General features: G+C 71.5%; 15 protein-coding genes, 1 pseudogene and 1 riboswitch. Of the genes and pseudogenes, 4 read left to right on the top strand and 12 right to left on the bottom strand.

The window, feature by feature from the left end; all coding sequences use genetic code 11:
- Window positions 1–30: 30 nt before the first annotated feature.
- On the top strand, window positions 31–489 hold the full coding sequence (locus tag ABD236_RS00915) for an ATP-binding protein (protein ID WP_344068529.1): 459 nt from the start codon (window positions 31–33) through the stop codon (window positions 487–489).
- On the opposite strand, the gene argF is transcribed toward ABD236_RS00915, so the two are convergent.
- From argF to ABD236_RS00885, 6 genes are all read right to left on the bottom strand, one after another.
- Window positions 449–1480, bottom strand: a complete 1032-nt coding sequence (argF, locus tag ABD236_RS00910; RefSeq protein WP_344068526.1) for an ornithine carbamoyltransferase — start codon at window positions 1478–1480, stop codon at window positions 449–451. The two genes, ABD236_RS00915 and argF, sit on opposite strands and share 41 nt — an antisense overlap.
- Before the next feature lie 60 nt (window positions 1481–1540).
- A complete protein-coding gene (locus ABD236_RS00905) occupies window positions 1541–2773 on the bottom strand; it encodes an arginine deiminase (protein ID WP_344068523.1) in 1233 nt (410 codons plus the stop codon).
- Between the two features lie 97 nt (window positions 2774–2870).
- Entirely contained in the window at window positions 2871–5594 is a 2724-nt protein-coding gene (locus ABD236_RS00900; protein ID WP_344068520.1) for a polynucleotide kinase-phosphatase, read from the bottom strand.
- Window positions 5591–7057, bottom strand: coding sequence for a 3' terminal RNA ribose 2'-O-methyltransferase Hen1 (locus tag ABD236_RS00895; RefSeq protein WP_344068517.1), 1467 nt, complete (start codon window positions 7055–7057; stop codon window positions 5591–5593). Before ABD236_RS00895 ends, ABD236_RS00900 begins: the two co-directional genes overlap by 4 nt.
- A gap of 150 nt (window positions 7058–7207) precedes the next feature.
- Window positions 7208–8173, bottom strand: coding sequence for a homocysteine S-methyltransferase (gene mmuM, locus ABD236_RS00890; protein ID WP_344068514.1), 966 nt, complete (start codon window positions 8171–8173; stop codon window positions 7208–7210).
- 2 nt (window positions 8174–8175) lie between these two features.
- Window positions 8176–9105 (bottom strand): LLM class F420-dependent oxidoreductase, encoded by a 930-nt coding sequence (locus ABD236_RS00885; protein WP_344068511.1) that lies wholly within the window; start codon window positions 9103–9105, stop codon window positions 8176–8178.
- A 248-nt stretch (window positions 9106–9353) separates the two neighbouring features.
- On the opposite strand from ABD236_RS00885, the gene ABD236_RS00880 reads away from it, so the two are divergent.
- On the top strand, window positions 9354–9581 hold the full coding sequence (locus tag ABD236_RS00880) for a hypothetical protein (RefSeq protein WP_344068508.1): 228 nt from the start codon (window positions 9354–9356) through the stop codon (window positions 9579–9581).
- Between the two features lie 20 nt (window positions 9582–9601).
- Here ABD236_RS00880 and ABD236_RS00875 read toward each other — a convergent pair whose 3' ends face one another.
- From ABD236_RS00875 to ABD236_RS00855, 5 genes and pseudogenes are all read right to left on the bottom strand, one after another.
- Window positions 9602–10093 carry a DUF6099 family protein gene (locus ABD236_RS00875; RefSeq protein WP_344068505.1) on the bottom strand — a complete coding sequence of 164 codons (492 nt, stop codon included), beginning with the start codon at window positions 10091–10093 and terminating at the stop codon, window positions 9602–9604.
- A gap of 252 nt (window positions 10094–10345) precedes the next feature.
- Window positions 10346–10666: pseudogene (locus ABD236_RS00870) on the bottom strand (nucleotide pyrophosphohydrolase); the annotation flags it as partial.
- Complete coding sequence (locus tag ABD236_RS00865; protein ID WP_344068502.1) at window positions 10663–11787, bottom strand: AAA family ATPase; 1125 nt, start codon at window positions 11785–11787, stop codon at window positions 10663–10665. The gene ABD236_RS00865 and the pseudogene ABD236_RS00870, both read right to left, overlap by 4 nt.
- 92 nt (window positions 11788–11879) lie before the next feature.
- Window positions 11880–12269, bottom strand: coding sequence for a cell division protein SepF (locus ABD236_RS00860; RefSeq protein ID WP_344068499.1), 390 nt, complete (start codon window positions 12267–12269; stop codon window positions 11880–11882).
- A 113-nt stretch (window positions 12270–12382) separates the two neighbouring features.
- On the bottom strand, window positions 12383–13291 hold the full coding sequence (locus ABD236_RS00855) for a substrate-binding domain-containing protein (protein WP_344068496.1): 909 nt from the start codon (window positions 13289–13291) through the stop codon (window positions 12383–12385).
- Between the two features lie 238 nt (window positions 13292–13529).
- Between ABD236_RS00855 and ABD236_RS00850 the strand changes: the two genes are divergently transcribed.
- Window positions 13530–14324, top strand: coding sequence for a VOC family protein (locus ABD236_RS00850; protein ID WP_344068493.1), 795 nt, complete (start codon window positions 13530–13532; stop codon window positions 14322–14324).
- A gap of 57 nt (window positions 14325–14381) precedes the next feature.
- Here ABD236_RS00850 and metE read toward each other — a convergent pair whose 3' ends face one another.
- Window positions 14382–16703: a 5-methyltetrahydropteroyltriglutamate--homocysteine S-methyltransferase gene (gene metE / locus ABD236_RS00845; protein ID WP_344068490.1), complete on the bottom strand. Its 2322-nt coding sequence runs from the start codon at window positions 16701–16703 to the stop codon at window positions 14382–14384.
- A 163-nt stretch (window positions 16704–16866) separates the two neighbouring features.
- A riboswitch (cobalamin riboswitch) is annotated at window positions 16867–17091 on the bottom strand.
- A 245-nt stretch (window positions 17092–17336) separates the two neighbouring features.
- Between metE and ABD236_RS00840 the strand changes: the two genes are divergently transcribed.
- Complete coding sequence (locus ABD236_RS00840) at window positions 17337–21890, top strand: bifunctional nitrate reductase/sulfite reductase flavoprotein subunit alpha (RefSeq protein ID WP_344068487.1); 4554 nt, start codon at window positions 17337–17339, stop codon at window positions 21888–21890.
- The last annotated feature ends 62 nt before the right edge of the window (window positions 21891–21952 follow it).

Below are 21952 nucleotides of genomic sequence, written 5' to 3'. Positions count from 1 at the left end.
ACTCCACGCGACCGAACGGAAACCCCCGCCGTGCCCGACCCCAACGGCTCCGCCCGTGACCCGGCCGGCGCCCCGCCCTCCTGGCGCATCCCGCTCCCCCACTCCAACGCCGCCGTCCCCATCGCCCGAGCCCTGATCCGTACCGCGCTCGCGGACATCGACGCCCCCGCCGACAGCGACACAGCCGAGCTGCTCACGGCCGAGCTGGTCGCCAACGCCGTCGAGCACACCCCCGCCGACCAGCCCATCGAGCTGATCGTCGAGCTGTTCGACTCGGGCTGCCAGGTCGAGGTCCACGACCGCTCTCCGCTGCCGCCGGGCGACCTCGGCGCCCCGGATCCGCTCGATCCGGACCCGTGGCAGGAGCACGGCCGGGGCCTGCTGCTGATCCGCACCTTGAGCTCGGCCTGCGGCCACCGCCCCACCGCGCACGGCAAGGCGGTGTGGTTCACGCTCCCTGGGCGGCCGCCCCTGCCGGAGTTCCCGTGAGCGTCGCGACCATGACGGCCTTGATGGTGTGCAGGCGGTTCTCCGCCTCGTCGAAGACCACCGAGTGCGCGGACTCGAAGACCTCGTCGGTGACTTCGAGCTCCGCCAGGCCGTACTGCTCGTGGATCTCGCGGGCGACCGCCGTACCCAGGTCGTGGAACGCGGGCAGGCAGTGCAGGAACTTGACGTCCGCGTTGCCGGTGGCGCGCAGCACGTCCATGGTCACCGCGTAGGGCGCCAGCGCCTTGATCCGCTCGGCCCAGATCTCCTTGGGCTCGCCCATCGACACCCAGACGTCCGTGGCGACGAAGTCCGCGCCCGCCACACCTTCGGCGATGTCCTCGGTGAGAGTGATCCGGGCCCCGCTCTCCCGGGCGGCCTGGTGCGCGAGGGCGACCACGTCGTCGGCCGGCCAGTACGCCCGGGGCGCCACGATCCGTACGTCCATCCCCAGTAGCGCGCCCGTGACCAGGTAGGAGTTGCCCATGTTGTACCGGGCGTCACCCAGATAGGCGAACGCGATGCGCTCCAGGGGCTTGTCGGTGTGCTCGGTCATGGTGAGCAGGTCCGCGAGCATCTGGGTGGGGTGCCAGGCGTCGGTGAGGCCGTTGTAGACCGGTACGCCCGCGTGCGCGGCCAGGGTCTCGACCGTCTCCTGGGCGTCCCCGCGGAACTGGATCGCGTCGAACATCCGGCCGAGCACCCGTGCGGTGTCCCGCGCCGACTCCTTCTTGCCGATGTGCGAGCCCGCCGGGTCGATGTACGTCGTGGAGGCACCCTGGTCGGCGGCAGCCACCTCGAAGGAGCACCGGGTACGCGTCGACGACTTCTCGAAGATCAACGCGATGTTCCGCCCCCGCAGCCGCTGGACCTCGGTGCCCGCTTTCTTGGCGGCCTTGAGCTCGGCGGCGAGCTCCACCAGAGCGCGGAACTCCTCGGCGGTGAAGTCCAGCTCCTTGAGGAAGTGGCGGCCTGCGAGGTCTGTCGCCATGGTGGCTGCTCCTGGGTCACGGAAGACGGAAACTGTAAGTATATGCGATTGAACGCATCACTATACGGCATCCCGTTCCACCGGACAGCTCATACACCGCGGCCCGCCCCGCCCCCGCCCGAGCTCGCTCCCGCGGATCTCGATCACCTCGATGCCCTGCTTGCGCAGATGCGTGTTGGTGGTGACGTTGCGCTCGTACGCCACCACCACACCCGGCTCCACCGCCAGGACGTTGCAGCCGTCGTCCCACTGCTCGCGCTCCGCCGAGTGCACGTCCTGGGTGGCCATCAGCACCCGGATACCGTCCAGGCCCAGGGCTGCCGCTATGGCCCGGTGCATGTGCTCCGGCGGGTGGTCCGTCACCTTCAGCTCCTGCTCACCGGCGCCCGGCTCGATCGTGTACGAGCGGAGCATGCCGAGCCCGGCGTACTGAGTGAAGGTTTCTCCGTCCACCATCGTCATCACCGTATCGAGGTGCATGAACGCCCTGCGCTTGGGCATGTCCAGCGCCACGATCGTGCGTGCCGAACCGGCCGCGAACAGCCCGCGCGCCAGCATCTCCACGGCCTGCGGAGTGGTCCGCTCGCTCATCCCGATGAGCACCGCGCCATTGCCGATCACCAGGACGTCGCCGCCCTCGATGGTCGAGGGATAGTCGCTCTGCCCCTTCGACCAGGTGTGGAACCGCCCGGCCTCGGGACCGGAGAAGAGCGGGTGATGGCGGTAGATCGCCTCGAAGTGGACCGTCTCGCGCTGCCGGGCGGGCCAGCGCATCGCGTTGATGGACACCCCGTCGTAGATCCAGGCGGAGGTGTCACGGGTGAACAGATGGTTGGGCAGCGGCCCGAGCAGGAAGTCGTCCAGGTCCATCGCGTGGAACCGGACCGACACCGGCTCGGCGTGACGCTCCAAGAACTCCCGCTTGGTCATCCCGCCCACCAGCGCCTCCGCAAGCTCCGCGGCGGACAGCTCCTCGAACACCTCGCGCAGATGCCCGGTGGCCAGCGGCCCGTACTCCTTCTCGTCGAAGACCCGGTCCAGTACCAGCTGTCTCGCCTGCGGGATCGCCAACGACTCGCGTAGCAGATCGCCGAAGAGATGCACCTCGACCCCGCGGTCGCGCAGCACGTCCGCGAAGCCGTCGTGCTCCTGGCGGGCCCGGCGCACCCAGAGCACATCGTCGAAGAGGAGAGCGTCCTTGTTGCTCGGAGTGAGCCGCTTCAGCTCCAGATCGGGCCGGTGCAGGATGACGCGGCGCAGCCGCCCGGTCTCGGAGTCGACATGGAATCCCATGTCCCCATCCTGTCCCGCGCGCCGCCCGCTCACCCGGCGAACCGACGGCTTGACTCCCGGCACGGGGGCGGAGCCGCACGGCTCCGCCCCCGCGGCGTCACAGCCGGGGGTCCACCGGCTCCGATTCCAGGGCCAGGACGGCGAAGACCGCCTCGTGAACCCGCCACAGCGGCTCCCCCGCCGCGAGCCGGTCCAGCGCCTCAAGTCCCAGCGCGTACTCCCGCAGCGCCAGCGAGCGCTTGTGCCCCAGCGACCGCTGCCGCAGCCGGTCCAGGTTCTCCGGGCGCAGATACTCCGGACCGTAGATGATCCGCAGATACTCGCGTCCGCGCACCTTGACACCCGGCTGCACCAGACGCCCCTTGCCGTCCCGGGCCAGCGCCTGGAGCGGCTTGACCACCATGCCCTCGCCGCCCGCACCGGTCAGCTCCAGCCACCAGTCGACACCGGCCCGCACCGACACCTCGTCACCGGTGTCGACGACCAGGCGCCGGGTGACCTGGAGCAGACCGGTCGGGTCGTGCTCGACCAGCCGGTCCAGCCACGCCAACTGCTCGTCGTGCGGCACCGCGGCCAGGCTGCGCCCCTGGGCGGCCAGGATCTGGAAGGGAGCGAGCCGCATCCCCTCCAGGCCCTCGGTCGTCCAGCAGTACCGCCGGTACGCGTCGGTGAACGCCTCCGCGTACCGCGCCCGCTCGCGCTGACGGTCCAGCAGTCCCGCCACGTCCACACCGCGCCCCGCCGCCGCCTCCAGCGCCCCGAGCGCGCCCGGGAAGACCGCCCCGGACGCGGCACCCACCGCCGCGTACTGCGAACGCAGCAGCCCCGAGGCCTTCAGCGACCACGGCATCAGCTCGGCGTCGAGCAGCAGCCAGTCGGTACCGAGCTCATCCCACAGCCCGGCCGCGGACACGGCAGCCCTCAGCCGGCCGAGGACCGCCTCGGTGACGGCCGCGTCGTCGAAGAACGGACGACCGGTGCGGGTGTGCAGAGCGCCCGTCGGCCCCTGCACCCCGAACCGCTCGCGCGCCACCTCGGCGTCCCGGCACACCAGGGCCACCGCCCGCGAGCCCATGTGCTTCTCCTCGCACACGACCCGCCCGACACCGTCCGCCGCGTACTGCGCGAACGCCTCCGCCGGGTGCTCCAGGAACTGCTCGTCACCGCCGCTGCCACGGGCCGGCCCGCGCGAGGTCGCCGTCGGCGCCATCGTCGGCGGCAGATAGGCGAGCAGCCGCGGGTCGACGGCGAACCGGCTCATCACCTCGAGCGCGGCCGCCGCGTTCTCCTCGCGCACCGCCACATTGCCCAGCTGCCGGGTCTCCACGACCCGGCGGCCGTGTACATCGGCCAGGTCGAGCGGCCGTCCGTCATGGCCACCGGGCGCCTCGGTGGTCAGCGGACGGACCGGCTCGTACCAGACCTTCTCTGCGGGCACGTCGACGAGCTCACGCTCCGGCCAGCGCAGCGCGGTCATCTTTCCGCCGAACACCGCACCCGTGTCCAGACAGATGGTGTTGTTGATCCACGATGTGTTCGGGACGGGTGTGTGGCCGTAGACGACCGCCGCACGACCCCGGTAGTCCTCGGCCCACGGGTACCGCACGGGCAAGCCGAACTCGTCGGTCTCGCCGGTCGTCTCCCCGTACAGGGCGTGCGAGCGGACACGCCCCGACGTTCGCCCGTGGTACTTCTCGGGCAGACCCGCGTGACAGACGACCAGCTTGCCGCCGTCGAGCACATAGTGGCTGACGAGCCCGTCGATGAACTCCTTCACCTGTTCCTTGAATCCATCGTCCTCCCTGTCCAACTGCTCGATGGTCTCCGCCAGTCCATGGGTGCGCTGGACTTTCTTTCCACCGAGGTAACGTCCGAGCTTGTTCTCATGGTTCCCGGGAACGCACAGAGCGTTACCGTCGGCCACCATTTTCATCACTCGCCGCAACACGCCCGGGCTGTCCGGGCCACGGTCGACCAGGTCACCCACGAAGACCGCCGTCCGGCCCTCGGGGTGCGCCCCATCCACGTAACCCAGCTTCGCCAGCAGCGTCTCCAGCTCGGAGCGGCAGCCGTGGATGTCACCGATGATGTCGAAGGGGCCGGTGAGGTGGGTGAGGTCGTTGTAGCGGCGCTCGATGGCGATCTCGACGCTGTCCACCTCGGCCTCGGAGCGCAGGACATGGACCTTGCGGAACCCCTCGCGCTCCAGCCCGCGCAGCGAACGCCGCAGCTCACGGCGGTGCCGTGCGATGACCTGGCGGGGCATGCCGGCACGGTCGGGCCGAGCCGCGTTACGGGTGGCGCAGACGTCCTCGGGCAGATCCAGGACGATCGCCACCGGCAGCACATCGTGCTCCCGGGCCAGCCGGACCAGCTGTCTACGGCTCTCCACCTGCACGCTGGTGGCGTCGACGACCGTCAACCGCCCGGCCGCGAGCCGCTTGCCCGCGATGTAGTGGAGCACGTCGAAGGCGTCGCCGCTGGCGCTCTGGTCGTTCTCGTCGTCGGCCACCAGACCGCGGCAGAAGTCGGAGGAGATGACCTCGGTGGGCTTGAAGTGCCGTCGGGCAAAAGTGGACTTACCTGATCCGGTGGCACCGATGAGCACCACGAGGGAGAGGTCGGGAACGGCGAGGGGGCGCTTGGCCGCCGACGGTGCTGCCGCCTCAACGTCGGCAACGGCGTTGGTGCTGGCGCCGGCAACGGTGCTGGTGCTGGTGCTGGTGCTGGTGCTGGTGACAGCATCGGTGCCCGTGTCCGTACCGGCCTCGACGTCAGTGTCGGTGTCAGTTTCGGTGGGGTTGTCGCGCTCGGCGCTCATGCGGCGTTCGCCTCCTTCGCGGTCTTAGTCATCTCGAACACGGCCATCTGCGTGGGCGGCCCCACCTCGGCATCATCCGGCCCCACGGGCACGAACTCGACTCCGTACCCATGCCGTTCGGCCACCGACCCGGCCCAGTCGCGGAACTCCGCGCGCGTCCACTCGAAGCGGTGGTCGCCGTGGCGCACATGCCCGGCCGGGAGCGTCTCCCAGCGCACGTTGTACTCGACGTTCGGCGTCGTCACGACCACCGTTCGCGGGCGCGCCGCGCCGAACACCGCGTACTCGAGCGCAGGCAGCCTCGGCAGGTCGAGGTGTTCGATCACCTCGCTGAGCACCGCCGCGTCGTACCCCTTGAGCCGCTTGTCCGTGTACGCGAGCGAGCCCTGCATCAGGGTGATCCGCCCGGCCTGCCGCTCACCCATCCGCTCCAGGCGCAGCCGCCGCGCGGCAATTGTCAGCGCCCGCATCGAGACGTCCACGCCCACGATCTCGGTGAAGCGGACGTCCTTGAGCAGCTCCTGCACCAACTGGCCCTGGCCACACCCGAGGTCGAGGACACGGCTCGCCCCGGCGGCGGTCAGCGCCGTGAGGATCGCGTCACGCCGCTGCACCGCGAGCGGTACCGGCCGCTCCTCGGTGTCGCTCGTCTCGTCCACCGCGTTGTCGATGGCCTCGACCGCGATGTCGTCGGCCTCGGCAAGCCGCACCAGTTCCAGACGCTCCATCGCCTGCCGGGTCAGCCCCCAGCGCCGCGACAGATAACGGCTGGTGATCAGCTTCTGCTCGGGGTGGTCGGCCAGCCAGCCGTCCCCGGCGCGCAGCAGCTTGTCGACCTCGTCGGGCGCGACCCAGTAGTGCTTGGCGTCGTCGAGTACCGGCAGCAGTACGTACAACTGCCGCAGCGCGTCCGCGAGCCGCAGCTCCCCGTCCAGTACGAGCCTTACGTAACGGGACTCGCCCCACTCCGGGAACTCCTCGTCCAGCATGACCGGCTCCGCCGACACCGAGTCCCAGCCCAGCGGCCCGAACAGCTTGTGTACGAGGTCGGCTCCGCCGCGCGCGGGCAGCGCGGGAATCTCGATCCGCAGCGGCAACGGCTCCTCGGCCCGCTCCGGCAGGGCGTTGCACACACCGCGCAGGGCGCTCTTGAAGACGGTGCTCAGCGCGACGGACATCAGGGACGACGCCGCGTACGGGCGGTCGTTGACGTACTGCGCCAGCGCGGAATCGGGAGCTCCGCCACGACCCTTGCCCTGGCCCCGTCGCACCAGAGCGATGGGGTCCACCTCCAGAAGCAGCGCGGCCGTGCAGCGCTCGGCAGTCGCCTCGGGGTAGAGGACGTGCGCGGTGCCATGCGAGGTGGAGAACGCTTGCGCCTTCTCGGGGTGCTTGTGCAGCAGATAGCCGAGATCGGTGGCGGGGCGTTCAGGGGTACCGGTCGTGGTTATTGTCAGGAACACGCATCGAGTATCGTCCGGTTTCGACGGCTTCTACCAGGCATTTTCCTTTGGAGCGCGGCGGCAGGCCTTTCGGGTGGGTGGGGGTGGATGGCGGGTCGGGAACGGCGACAGGCCGTCGCCCCCTGGCCTTCGCTCCTCGTTCGCCGCGGCCTACCCCTCTTCCGCCACGAACTCCGCCGCGAACTCCGCCAGCCGGGCGATCTCCCCCGGCCCCACCCGGCAGCAGCCGCCCACCAGTCGGGCACCCGCGGTGCGCCAGGCCCGGACGCGGGACGGGTCGAACGTGGCGCCACCCCGCCACGACCGGGTCCGCTCGTCCCAGCGCTCCCCACTGTTGGGGTACACGACCACCGGCTTGCCAGTGACCGACGCCGCGAGCTCCACGGCCTGGTCCGCGTCGGCGGGAGTGCAGCAGTTCACTCCCACGGCGATCACCTGGTCCACACCCGCCGCCAGCGCGAACGCCTCCTCCAACGGCTGCCCCGCCCTTGTCCTGAGCCCCTCCACGCTGAACGACAGCCACACCGGCACCCCGCGCCCCTCGACCGCCCGCAGCAACGCCTCGGCCTCGTCGGCATCAGGCACGGTCTCCAGCGCGAGCACATCCGGCTCGGCCGCCGCCAGCGTCTCGACGCGGGGGCGGTGGAATCGCTCCAGCTCTTTCACCGTCAGCCCGTACCGGCCTCGGTACTCACTGCCGTCGGCCAGGAAGGCACCGTAGGGGCCGATGGAGGCGGCGATCCAGACTTGGGGTTCGGCTTCGGCTTCGGCTTCGGGGGGCTTCCCCCCTCCCCCCGCCCCCGCCCTCTCCCCCGCCCTCCTGGCCAGCTCCACGCTCCGTACGAGCAGTGCCGTCGCCTCTTCCCGGGGCACGCCCCGGTGTGCGAAGCCCTCGTACGTCGCCTGGTAGCTCGACGTGATCAGTACCTGTGCACCCGCCCGTACGTACGCCTCGTGTGCGGCCTCGATCTGGCTGGGGTCGTCGGCGAGCAGCCGGGCCGACCAGAGCGGGTCGCTCAAGTCGCAGCCCTGGGACCCCAGTTGGTTGGAGAGGCCGCCGTCGAGGACCAGGGTCCGGGTGGCCAGCACGTCGGCGAGTGGACGGGCGGGGCGCACGGTCAGGACCCGTTCAGCTGGGACTGGACCTCGGAGGAGATCAGTTCGAGGTGGTCGAGGTCGTCCAGGTCGAGGACCTGGAGGTAGATCCTGGACGAACCGATCGCCTCGTACGCGCCGATCTTCTCCACCACTTCGGCGGGCGAGCCGGCCAGCCCGTTCGCCTTGAGTTCCTCGACCTCCCTTCCGATGGCGGCCGCCCGGCGCGCCACTTCGGCGTCGTTCTTTCCTACGCAGACGACCAGGGCGTTGGAGTACACGAGGTCGTCGGGGTTGCGCCCGGCGTTCTGGGCGGCGGTGCGCACCCGGCCGAACTGCCGCTCGCTGTCGGCCAGGGAGGCGAACGGGATGTTGAACTCGTCTGCGTACTGCGCGGCCAGCCGTGGGGTGCGGACCGCGCCGTGGCCTCCGATCAGGACCGGCACCTTGGCCTGGGCGGGCTTGGGGAGCGCGGGCGAGTCGGTGAGCTGGTAGTAGGTGCCGTCGTGGTTGAAGGTCTTGCCGGTCTCGGTGGCCCAGAGGCCGGTGACGATGGCCAGTTGTTCTTCGAGCCGTGCGGACTTCTCCTTGGGGAAGGGGATGCCGTACGCCTTGTGTTCCTCCTCGAACCATCCTGCCCCCAGGCCGAGTTCGATTCGGCCACCGGACATCTGGTCCACCTGGGCGACCTGGATGGCGAGGACGCCGGGCAGGCGGAAGGTGCCGGCGGTCATCAAGGTGCCGAGGCGGATGCGGCTGGTTTCGCGGGCGAGTCCGGCGAGGGTGATCCAGGCGTCGGTGGGGCCCGGGAGGCCGTCGGCGGAGCCCATCCGCAGATAGTGGTCGGAGCGGAAGAAGGCGTCAAAGCCGAGGGCCTCGGTGGCCTTCGCGACGGCGAGGAGGGTGTCGTAGTCGGCGCCCTGCTGGGGCTCCGTGAAGATTCGAAGATCCATGCATCCATCCTGCACCTTCGAACTGTCGTCAACCCCGCCCTTGCGGCATGCTCGATGGCTGCCCAGTCGGGTGAATATCGTCCACCTGACGGGCCGCGCAGGCTCTGACCAGTGACTGTGGCGCTGAGTGGTCGTTGGCTCGGGCGGAGCCGGACCGCCCGGCCCGCGCGCCGGCGGCCACTGCCGACGCGTCTGTCGAACTGCCACCCCCGCGACCGCGCGGGAGGGCTCGGGCCGAGGAGGCCGCCATGTCCCAGGAAGCCGTGCCGGAACAGGCTGTGCCGCAGGAGCCGGTCGGGGCGTCCGTGCCCGAGCAGCCAGGTGCGCCGAAGGGGCTGCTTCAGCAGATGGAGGAGCTGATGGCGGCGTTGACCGCGGATCTGTCGCAGCTCGACGCCGATCTCCAGTCGTCGGCCGAGCGTGTGCCGGGTCAGGACGCCGGTGGACAGGCGGAGGGCCGTTCCACGGGGGTGTGAGTGGGGTGTCTTCCGTACGGTCATGACGGCCTCGTCGTCGAGTCGCGCAGGGCGCCGGGCCGTCTCTCCTGCTCGCGGACGGTGAGTCGGCGGAGCATGCCGCGGACCCGGTCGCTCGACTCGTCGGCGGCGTCGATGGCTTCGATGCACTGCCAGTAGAGACCTTCTTCGTCGGTGCCGCAGGCGACGCCGACCAGCGCCATGCCGACGTCTCCGAGGAGGCCGCTGAGGCCGGTGAGCGTCTGTCTCGCGTCGGTGACCGCGGACAGTTGGGTGGCGCGGACGCCGCCGATGCGCAGTCCGGGGTGGTCGAGCGCGCCGCAGCCTCGGCTGCCGGTCTCGCTGAGGCCCCGGGCCTCGCCCCTGAGCTCGGGCGGTCCGGTGGCCGCCAGGTGGCTTCCGATGGCCTGGGCCAGGGCTTGTGCCTGCCAGGCCTCGGCGACGATCTCCAGCGGCGCGGTGCTTTCCGCGAGCGCTAACCTGCTCATTCCGATGAGTCGTACCGCGTCCATGCGCCGGCCCCCGTTCATACGACGATTCGCGTTCCCGTCACTACCTAGAGTGAGCTTCTGACGCCAGGAAAGCCAGAGGAAATGGGAAATCTGTGGACGAGCAGGGGGTTTTGAATAACTCGCTCACTCCGAAGAGTGACCGTTTGGACTTTCTTCGGGGTTTTGCACAGGCGCGGGCCCGGTTTGTGCACAGGCGGGGCGGGTCCGGGCCGGGTCCGGCCCGCCCGGGGTCTGGGGGTCGGGCGGGGCGGTGGGGACGGGGAAGCGGAGTTCGTTGCGGTCGATCTTGGCGGAGAGCGCGGCGAGCGGGTCGATGCCGAGCACCTGGCAGAGCTGGAGGAGATAGGCGAGGACGTCGGCGACCTCGTCGGTCACCCGGTGGGCGCGGTCGGGGTCGTGCATGACGCGCTCGGACTGCTCGGGGGTCAGCCACTGGAAGATCTCGAGGAGTTCGGAGGCTTCGACGCTGAGGGCGCAGACGAGGTTCTTGGGGGTGTGGAAGGGCTGCCAGTGGCGTGCGGCCGCGAAGTCGGCCAGTCGGCGCTGGAGTCCCGCTACATCGGGTTCGGTCACGGCTCCAGGTCTACCACTGCCGCTCCCTGGACTCCTCGGGCGCATCCGGCGTCGCCGACGGTGCCGGTGAGGCGGATGTGGCCGCGGCGGCACATCTCGGCGGCCAGCGTGGCCAGTTCGCGGGCCTGCCGCCGGTCGAGGCCCCGGTCGAAGCCGTCGGTGAGGACGGTGAGGGTCTGCATGGCGGAGGGGATCTCGGCGACGGTGTCGACGGCGAGCACTCCGGGGCCGGTGAGCAGGACGAGGGCGAGCGCGAGGTAGCGAAGTTCGCCCTCGCCCAGGCGGGCGACGGGCGTGGGGTTCCGCTCGCCCCGGCCCACCACGGCCCTTAACGTGCCGTCGGAGAGTTCTTCGGCGGCGAGCGCGGTGACGGTGCCGGCGCAGCCCGCGCGGGCCGCGGTGACCAGCCGGGCGTGGCGGATGGCGCACTCGTCGGCGGTGCGGGAGAGGATCTCGGCGAGGTTGTCGCAGCCGCGCCGCAGCTTTCCCTGGCCGGGCAGGACGGGTTCGCGCATGCGCTGCGGCTGGGGGTCGCAGGCGAACACGGACCGCAGGGCGACGACGACCTGCTCGGCGGCGGCGAGGACCCTCAGCTGGCCTTCGGTCTTCCCGGCGACCCGCAGCGGCAGGAGGGCGGTGCCGAGACGGTCGTCGGGGAGCGGGGCGCGGGTGACCGGGACCGTGCCCGCGGTGTGCCAGGCCGCCTGCACGGTGGAGCGGCCGGGGTCGCGCAGGGCGGTGGACAGGAGGGTGTCGCCGTCGCTGGTCAAACGTTCGCCGACGACGCGGAGTTCCGGCTCGGCCTGGATGGCGAGATCGAGCCGAACGGGCCCGGCGGGCCCGTCGACGGTGCAGCCGATGCGGAACCCCCGCCGGCCCTGGGCGTCCGCCTCGGCGCGTTCGGGTACGCACCCGGCGGGATCGGGGAAGGCCGCGGCGAGGGTGGCTCCGGCTCCCAGCCGGGCCAGTGCCTCGTACGCCTGGAGGACGCTGGACTTGCCGCTGCCGCTCGGTCCCGCGAGGAAGGTGAGCGGGCCGAGCGGGAAGACCGCCCCGCGGTGCGACTTGAAGGCGGAGAGCCGCAGTTCGGTGACGGTGGGCCGGTCACAGGTTCCGTTCATGGACGGACCGTATGGGGGCGAAATCCGACGAACCGTTACACCGCGATCACCTTCCTACGAATGAGGGACGGCCCCCGCACCGAAGGCCCGCGCTACGCGTGGGGGACGACGGCCTCGGCGATGCCCTCCACCTCCGTGCCGACGGGGGCGAGGAGGAAGACATTGCGGTCGACCCGGTGCATTCCGCTGCCCAGGCCGAAGACCACTCCGCTGCTGAAGTCGAGGATCCGCTTGGCGACTTCGGTGTCCGCGCCCGTCAGATCGAGCAGGACCGGGGTCTGCGACATCATGTACTCGGCGACCTCGCGGGCGTCCGCGAAGACCTGGACGCGCAGGACCACGAAGCGGCGCTGTTCGACGGTCGCGTACTCGTTGGGGAGGGTGCGGTGGTCGACGCGGGACGGCCACTCGTTGCGACTGCGCAGCGGAACGACCTGGGCGAGCCCCTCCCACTGTTCATCGGTGACGTCGTACCTGCTCACCGGACCACCTCGCCCCTGTGCTGTATCTGCATCACGCCATGATGACGCCGCTCACCCGTTCAGCCCAACTCCGACACGGCTCTGAGCTGTGAAGTTGTCCGGGCCGGGGCGTACTAGCGTGCGGTGCGGGAGTCCACGGCGTCGGCCACCAGGGCGAAGAACCGGGCGTGGGACCGGGCGCTGCACGGCGCCTCGGGGTTCCACGGCAGCACGCGCGCGCGGTCCTCGACGGCCCTCCAGTGCGCGTCGGCGCGCAGTCGCTCGACGGGGGTGGCGTTCACCCGTACGTCGCACAGGACGATCTCGGCGGGCAGGGCGGCGGCCGCCTCCCAGGTGAGCGTCGTCCAGTTCGCGCCGCTTCCGGCGGGCGGGTCCACGAGCTGTACGCCGTGTTCGGCCAGGGCGCGCAGCTCCGGCCAGGCGGCCGGGCGGGCCACGTGGACCTGGTCGGTTCCGGCGGGCGAGAGGGCCAGTACGCAGGGCCGCGCGGGCGGGTCGGTCTCCGGGTACGCGCGCGTGGCGGCCGTCACGGCCCGCAGACGGCGCTGTGCCGCGTCGAGGAGGCGGGCGGCGTCCTCGGGGCGGCGGTCGCCGCCGAGGGCCCGTGCGAGCTCAGCGAAGCGGTTTCTGATCTCGGCCAGGGAGCGCGAGTGCCCGATGTCGATGACCACCACCGGAACGTGTTCCTCCAGGTGCTTCGCGGTCTCGGGGTCGAGGCCGTAGACCTGGCCGCCGCCGTAGCTGACGGCGACCACGAGGTCGGGTGTGCCCTGGAGCAGTGCGTCGAGGTCCAGGGCGGCGCCGGCGCCCAGGTAGCGCAGGCGGTCCAGGGGCAGCCCGCCGGCCTTGGCGCGGTCGGGCGTGGCGCCGTCGTGGAAGGAGCCGAAGACGGCTCCGGGCCCGACTCCGTGGTCCCAGAGCGTGGCTCCGGCCTGGATGTAGGCGGTCACCCGGGTGGGCGCCGACCGCGCCGTCGCCCTCTGCCCGCGGTCGTCCGAGAACTGCCAGACCGGCTTGTCCATGAGGTCACACGCCCCCTGTAGGTCGCTGTGCGCGCCAGCGCCGGGTCACGCTACGCCCGAGTCGTCCCGCCCCGCCAGGATCCGTACCCGATTACCTGCCCGCCCTGCGGGCGCGTCACCCCTTCCGGGCGCCCCGGTCGTCGCGCCCCGGCGCATGGCAGCGCTCGACGCGCGGGGGTGTGGGCGGCTGGTTAGCGTGGCGGGCAGGACCGTCTTTCACACAGGAGAGAGCACAGTCATGGCCGCAGAACCAGAGGGCACTCCGTGCTGGGCCGATGCGATGTTCACCGACGTCGAGGGAGCGAAGCGCTTCTACGGTGAAGTGCTGGGCTGGACGTTCGGCGAGGCGTCGTCGCAGTACGGCAACTACACCCAGGCGTACGCGAACGGCAAGGCGGTGGCGGCCGTCGTGCCGCCGATGCCGGGCCAGGAGGGCCAGTCGGCGTGGTGCCTCTACCTCGCCTCGCCCGATGTCGCCGCCACCGCCGAGAAGATCAAGGCCAACGGCGGCGAGGTGCTGATGGAGCCGATGCAGGTCGGTGACTTCGGCTCGATGGCGATCGCCCGCGAGCCCAGCGGCGCCGTCTTCGGCGTGTGGCAGGCGGGCAGCCACGAGGGCTTCGAGGCCAAGGCCGTGCCCGGCGCGTACTGCTGGGCCGAGTTCTTCACCCGCGACCCGGCGAAGGTCGACGCGTTCCTTCCCGCGGTGTTCCCGTACGGCGCCAAGCAGATGCAGGACGACGCGGCCGACTTCCGGGTCTTCAGCGTGGGCGAGGAGATGGCGCTGGGCCGGATGAGGATGACGGAGGAGTTCCCGCCCGAGGTCCCCTCGTACGTGAACGTGTACTTCACGGTCGCCGACTGCGACGACGCGGTGGCGAAGGCGACCAAGCTGGGCGGGGTGCTGCGGTTCGGGCCGATGGACACGCCCTTCGGCCGGTTCGCGGCGCTCAGCGACCCGCAGGGCGCAGCCTTCTCGGTGATCGACCTGCAGACGACGCAGGGCGAGATGCCGGAGATGACGGACGTGTAGCGGGCCGGACCCCGGGGTGTTCGGGCACGCGCGCGTGCCCGAACACCCCGTTGTCTGTCAAGCCTCTTGCCGCACCTGTGCCCTGACCGTCCGGGCGGCTTCGACCAGGTTCTCCAGGGACTGCCTGGTCTCGGTCCAGCCGCGGGTCTTCAGACCGCAGTCCGGGTTGACCCACAGCCGCTCCGGGGCGATGGCGGAGAGTGCCCTGCGCAGCAGCGCGGCCGCCTCCTCGGCGCTCGGCACGCGCGGCGAGTGGATGTCGTAGACACCGGGCCCCACCTCGCGCGGATAGCCCGCGCCGGCCAGCTCGTCGGCCACCCGCATGTGTGAGCGGGCCGCCTCCAGGCTGATGACGTCGGCGTCGAGGTCGTCGATGGCCTGGAGGATGTCGCCGAACTCGGCGTAGCACATATGGGTGTGGATCTGGGTGTCGGGGCGCACCCCGCCGGTGGTCAGGCGGAACGATTCGGTGGCCCAGTCCAGATAGGCGGCGCGGTCCTGCGCGCGCAGCGGCAGCGTCTCGCGCAGGGCGGGCTCGTCGACCTGGATGACCGGGGTCCCGGCCGCCTCCAGGTCCTCGACCTCGTCGCGCAGGGCGAGCGCCACCTGGCGGGCGGTCTCGGCGAGCGGCTGGTCGTCGCGGACGAACGACCACGCCAGCATGGTGACCGGCCCGGTCAGCATGCCCTTGACGGGGCGGTCGGTGAGCGACTGGGCGTAGCCGGTCCAGCGGACCGTCATCGGCCGCGGCCGGGAGATGTCGCCGGCCAGGACCGGCGGGCGGACATAGCGCGTGCCGTAGGACTGGACCCAGCCGTACTGGGTGGCGAGGTAGCCGGTGAGCTGCTCGGCGAAGTACTGCACCATGTCGTTGCGTTCGGCCTCGCCGTGGACGAGGACGTCGATGCCCGCCTTCTCCTGGAAGGCGACGACCTCGCGGATCTCTGCCTTGATGCGCTCCTCGTAGCCGTCGGTGTCGACGCGTCCGGCCCGCAGGTCGGCGCGCGCGGTGCGCACCTCGGTGGTCTGCGGGAACGAGCCGATCGTGGTGGTGGGCAGCAGCGGGAGCCGCAGACGGGCGCGTTGGGCGGGGGCGCGTTCGCCGTACGGCTGGGAGCGGCGGCCGTCCGCCTCGGTGACCGTCGACGTACGCGCGCGTACCGCGGGGTCGTGGGTGAGGGCGGATCCGGCGCGCGAGGCCAGGTCGGCGCGGTTGGCGGCGAGTTCGGCGCCGATGGCTTCGGTACCGAGGGCGAGGCCGCGGGCCAGTGTCACGGTCTCGGCGGTCTTCTGATGGGCGAAGGCGAGCCAGCGGGCGATCTGCGGGTCGATGTCGCGTTCGGCCGTCGCGTCGAGCGGGACGTGCAGCAGCGAGCAGGAGGGCGCCACGTCCACCCGGTCGGCGAGTCCGAGGAGGGTGCCGAGGGTGGCGAGTGACTTCTCGTAGTCGTTGATCCAGATGTTGCGGCCGTCGACGACGCCCGCCACCAGCCGCTTGCCGGGCAGTCCGCCGACCGCCGCGAGGCCGTCCAGGTTGGCGGCGGCCGGTCCCGTGAAGTCGAGGCCGAGGCCTTCCACGGGTGCCTTGGCGAGGACGGGAAGGGCCTCGCCGAGGCGGTCGAAGTAGGAGGCGACCAGCAGCTTGGGGCGGTCGGTGAGGCTCCCGAGCACCCGGTAGGCGCGGGCTGCGGCCTCCAGCTCGGCGGGGTTGCGGTCCTGGACGAGGGCGGGCTCGTCGAGCTGCACCCACTGGGCGCCGGCCGCCCGCAGATCGGCGAGGACCTCGGCATAGACGGGCAGCAGGCGCTCCAGCAGGGTCAGCGGCTGGAAGTCGGCGTCGACGCCGGGTGCGGGCTTGGCCAGGAGGAGGTAGGTGACCGGGCCGACCAGGACGGGCCGGGCCGCGAGGCCGAGCGCCAGCGCCTCGGCGAGCTCACCGACCTGCTTGCCCGAGTCGGCGCTGAAGACGGTGTCCGGTCCGAGCTCGGGCACCAGGTAGTGGTAGTTGGTGTCGAACCACTTGGTCATCTCCAGGGGCGCCACGTCCTGGGTGCCGCGGGCCATGGCGAAGTAGCCGTCCAGCGGGTCGGTCTCGACGGCGGCGCGGTGCCGGTCGGGGACCGCCCCCACCATCACGCTGGTGTCGAGGACATGGTCGTAGTACGAGAAGTCGCCGGTGGGCACTTCGTCGACGCCCGCCTCGGCCAGCCGGCGCCAGGTGGCGCGGCGCAGGTCACGGGCGGTGTCGCGGAGGGCCTCGGCGCCGACACGGCCCCTCCAGTAGCCCTCGACGGCCTTCTTGAGCTCCCGGTCGGGGCCCTGGCGGGGGTAGCCGTACACGGTGGCCCGTGCTGCCGCGGCTGCGGACTTGCTGGTCACGAAACTCTCCTTCGCGAGAATGTCCCGAAATCGACCCCGGTAGGGTCATGGGCGCGAAGGGATGACAGACCGGGCGGCCCGCGCGGAGCAGTGCCCGCGTGCGAAACCGCCGCTCGTCCCGCCGACCCGCCCACGAGGTCACCAAGGTCTCCGCGCGCGATCTGTCGCGCGCGGGCAACGGGCAGGTCTTCGGACTCGCGGGCGCGTCTGCCGGTCTCCCGGCGGACACCTACTGGCCGTCGCTTCCCAGGACCGTTGTCGGTCCCAGTGCGTATGACGGCGGTCGTTCCCGCTCACCGCTGCGGGGCAGTCCCGGATTCCCACCGGGTTCCCTCTTACGACGCATCCCGCCTGGCGGACGGGGCGAACCAGCTGCACCCGCCACCCTAGCGAGTCCGGCCGCAAGGCCGGCGAAGTCATGGCCGAGAACGCGCGCCTCACAGGGCGCGGGCAGGCCCGGTGATGTCCGACATCGGAGGCGTGCCGCAGTCGCACACAGGTGCTCACAGCATCGGGGCGCGCTTAGTGTGGCCGACGTAACCACTCGTGATCGCCGCACGTGACATCGAAGTAACGGGCATTTCGTACGGTCGGAGCCCAAGGGCGCCCGGCCGAGACGAGAGGGGACACCCGTTGACCGCACAGGGCACGCGGGCCGCCACCGAACAGGTGCGCACGGTCTGCTCGTACTGCGGTGTGGGCTGCGGGATGGTCCTCGACATCACCGCCGGACCGGACGGCCGACGGACGGTGCTCAAGGCCTCCGGCGACAAGGCGCACCCCGCCAATGGGGGCCGGCTGTGCACCAAGGGGGCGACCACGGCCGACATGCTGGCGGCACCAGGACGCCTGGCCACCGCGCTGATACGGGGCGAACGGGGAGCGGAGCCCGTGCCGGCCGGAGTCGACGCGATGATCGCCGAGACGGCGGGCAGGCTGCGGGCCATCGTCGACGAGCACGGGCCGGACGCCGTGGCCCTCTATGTGTCCGGCCAGATGAGCCTGGAGGCGCAGTATCTGGCCAACAAGCTGACCAAGGGCTTCATCGGCACCAACCAGATCGAGTCCAACTCCCGGCTGTGCATGGCCAGTGCGGGCAGCGGCTACAAGCTGTCGCTCGGCGCGGACGGACCGCCCGGCTCGTACCAGGACTTCGAGAAGGCCGACGTCTTCCTTGTCATCGGCTCCAACATGGCCGACTGCCATCCCATCCTCTTCCTGAGGATGATGGAGCGCGTCAAAGCGGGGGCGAAGCTGATCGTCGTCGACCCGCGCCGCACCGCGACCGCCGCCAAGGCCGACCTGTTCCTCCAGATCAAGCCGGGTACGGACCTCGCGCTGCTCAACGGCCTGCTGCACCTCCTCAAGGAGGACGGGCACACCGACTCCGCCTTCATAGCCGAGCACACCGAGGGCTGGGAGGCGATGGACGAGTTCCTTGCCGACTACCCGCCCGCCTGTGTCTCCGAGACCACCGGGATCCCCGAGGACGACATCCGTACGGCGGCGCGGTGGATCGGCGCGGCCGGGGAGTGGATGAGCTGCTGGACCATGGGGCTCAACCAGTCCACCCATGGCACCTGGAACACCAACGCCCTGGTCAACCTGCATCTGGCGACCGGTGCGATATGCCGCCCCGGCAGCGGCCCGTTCTCGCTCACCGGCCAGCCGAACGCGATGGGCGGCCGGGAGATGGGCTATATGGGCCCGGGGCTGCCCGGACAGCGCTCGGTGCTCGTGGACGAGGAGCGGGCCTTCACCGAGGAGCTGTGGGGGCTGGAGCCGGGCACGCTGCGCACGGACGGGGCCGGGCTCGGCGCCGTCGAGTTGTTCCGGCGGATGGCCGACGGCGCCATCAAGGCGTGCTGGGTGATCTGCACCAACCCGGTCGCCTCCGTCGCCAACCGCCGCACCGTCGTCGAAGGCCTGAAGGCGGCCGAGTTCGTCGTCGTCCAGGACGTGTTCGCCGACACCGAGACCACCGCGTACGCGGACGTGGTGCTGCCGGGCGCCCTGTGGACGGAGGCCGAGGGCGTCCTCGTCAACAGCGAGCGCAACCTCACCCTCGCCCGCCAGGCCGTCGACGCGCCCGGCGAGGCGCTGCCCGACTGGCAGATCATCGCGCGCGTGGCGTGCGCCATGGGGTACGAGGAGGCGTTCAGCTACGCCGGCCCCGAGGACGTCTTCGAGGAGATCAAGCGCGCCTGGAACCCCAAGACCGGCTACGACCTGCGCGGAGTGACGTACGAGCGGCTGCGCGCCACACCGGTGCAGTGGCCCGCTTCCACGGCCGAGGGCCCCGACCGCAACCCCATCCGGTACGTGACCGAGGACGGCACGGGCCCGGTGTTCCCGACGGCGAGCGGGCGGGCCGTCTTCCACGCGCGCCCGCACCTGCCGGCCGCCGAGATGCCCGACGACGACTTCCCTTTCGTCCTCAACACCGGGCGCCTCCAGCACCAGTGGCACACGCTCACCAAGACGGGGAAGGTGGCCAAGCTCAACAAGCTCAACCCGACGCCGTTCGTGGAACTGCATCCCGAGGACGCCGAACGCCTGGGCATCGCCGAGGGCGACGGGGTGGAGATCGCCTCCCGGCGCGGCCGGGCGGTACTGCCCGCCGTGGTGACCGACCGGGTGCGCCCGGGGTGCTGCTTCGCGCCCTTCCACTGGAACGACCTGTTCGGCGAGAGCCTCAGCATCAACGCGGTGACCAGTGACGCCGTCGACCCGATCTCGCTCCAGCCCGAGTTCAAGATGTGCGCGGTGTCGCTGACGAAGTCGGCGGCCGCGGTGGCGCGGGCCGTGATGCCGGGGACGGCGGCGGCCTCCGCGATGGCATCCCCTGACCGCTCGGCCGACGCAGGGCGAGCAGCGCAAGCGCTCGTCTCGGGTGGCGTGGCGGCGACCGCAGGCGCGAACGGCATTACGGGGGCGCCCGCCACAGGTACCGCGCTCCTCGATGCCCCCGCGCCCCTCCCGTATGGCGTCCCCGCTCAGCGCTCGGGCTCCGAGGCGCACCTGTCGGCGGGCCAAGGCAGCCCGCCGGCCGCCGTGTTCGGCCTCGGCACGCCTCCGCCGGTCCTCACCGAGCGCGAACGCCAGTACCTCGCCGGCTTCCTGGCCGGACTGGAGTCGGGTGCGCCCGGCATTCCGGTGCTGCCGCAGACCGCGCCCTTCAGCGAGGAGCACGCGCTGTGGGTGAACGGCGTGCTGGCCGGGATGTACTCCCGCACGAGCCCGCGGCCCGCCCCGGCCCCGGCCCCCACGCCCGCCGCGGCGCCCCCGGCCCCGCGGGGCCGTGACGTGCTGCTGCTGTGGGCCTCGCAGACCGGCAACGCCGAGCAGCTGGCCGCGGTGGGCGCGGAGCAGCTCGCCGCCGCCGGGCACCGGATCCGGCTCGTCGCCATGGACGACGCCGCCCCGGACACTCTGCCCACCGACGCGGAGATACTGCTGGTCACCAGCACCACCGGTGACGGCGAGGCACCCGACAACGGCGCCGCGTTCTGGGACGCGCTGGCCGACGCCGACGCCCCGCGCCTGGAAGGGCGCCGCTATGCGGTCCTGGCCTTCGGGGACTCGTCGTACGACGAGTTCTGCGGGCACGGCCGCCGCCTGGACCGGCGGCTGGCCGAGCTGGGCGCGGTACGGCTGCTGCCGCGCACCGACTGCGAACCGGACTTCGAGGGCCGGGCGCAGGAGTGGCTGGCCGGGGTGCTGGCCAAGCTGGAGGAGCTGGCGGATGCCGACGCCGCAGCGGCGGGCGGGGACGCGGGCCCGAACGGGGCTCTGTCAGTGGGCGGGGCCACGGCGGCAGGCCCGGCGGCCGGTCCGACGGCAGGACTCCCGGGTGACACGTCTTCGGGCGCCCCCGCCACGGACACCCCCGGGGCCCCCGGAAATCTCTCCGGCGAATTCGCGCCCGGGCGGGAACTCGCGGCGCGGGGCGTCCGTTCACCGGGTACAGCAACAACCTCGGTCCCCAACACCGCAACCATCCCTACGAGTTCCACGGCGACCCGACCCCAGGGCGTCACCGCCTCCACCGTGCCTCTCCCCAGCTCCCGGGCCGCCGCCATCACGGCCCGGCTGACGGGGAACTCGCTGCTCAGCCTCCCCGGGTCGAGCAAAGAGGTGCGGCGGTTCACCTTCGACACCCGCGCGAGCGACATCCCGCTCACCTACGCGGCCGGGGACGCGCTCGGCGTGCACCCGGTGAACTCACCCGACTTGGTGGCCGAGTGGCTGGCCGTCACCGGTCTGGACGCCACCGACCCCGTCGAGATAAGCGGGGTCGGCGAAGTCCCGTTCGGCACGGCGCTGCACGAACACCTGGACATCACACGGGTCGGCCCCGACCTGCTCAGGTTCGTCGCCGAGCGGACCCATGACCGCCGTCTGAAGCACTTGCTGCGCCCCGACAACAAGTGGCAGCTGGCGCAGTGGTCGTGGGGCCGTCAGGCGGTGGACGTGGTGGCCGAGCACGGGGTGCGCGCGAGCGCGTCCGAGTGGGCGGGCATCCTGCGCGGCCTGCGGCCACGGCTGTACTCGATATCGTCCAGCCCGCTGACCGACCCGCACGAGGTGTCCCTGACGGTCTCGGTCGTCCGGTACGAGAACCGTCTCGGCCACGCGCGCGCGGGCGTGTGCTCCGCCCTGCTCGCGGACTCACCGCCGGACGCGCCGGTGCCGGTGTACGTGCAGCGCACCCGGCACTTCCGGCCGCCCACCGACCCGGGGACGCCGATGGTGATGGTTGGCCCGGGCACCGGAGTGGCCCCGTTCGTAGGATTCCTCTACGAGCGCCGAGCCCTGGGCCATCACGCCCCGAACTGGCTGTTCTTCGGGGAGCAGCACCGCGCCACCGATTTCTACTACGAGGACGAGCTGACCAAACTGAGCGCGGAGGGCACCCTGACACGCCTGGACACCGCGTTCTCCCGGGACCAGCGCGCCAAGGTGTACGTACAGGACCGGATGCGCGAGCACGGACCCCTGCTGTGGTCCTGGCTCCAGGACGGCGCGCACTTCTATGTGTGCGGCGACGCGTCCCGTATGGCCAAGGACGTGGACCGGGCGCTGCGGGACATCGCGATAGCGCACGGCGGGCTCGACGAGGAGTCGGCGGGGGCGTATCTGAAGCGGCTGACGGCGGGGAAACGCTACGTCCGGGATGTCTACTGACGGAGGAGCGACGGACCCTGAAGACGGCCGCACCCCAGCTGGCGATCGTCCAGGAGCCAGAG

It is taken from the genome of Streptomyces crystallinus, from assembly GCF_039521265.1.
GTDB lineage: Bacteria > Actinomycetota > Actinomycetes > Streptomycetales > Streptomycetaceae > Streptomyces > Streptomyces crystallinus.
Note: the sequence above shows the minus strand (reverse complement) of the source record. Positions and strands in the feature narration are given on the sequence as shown.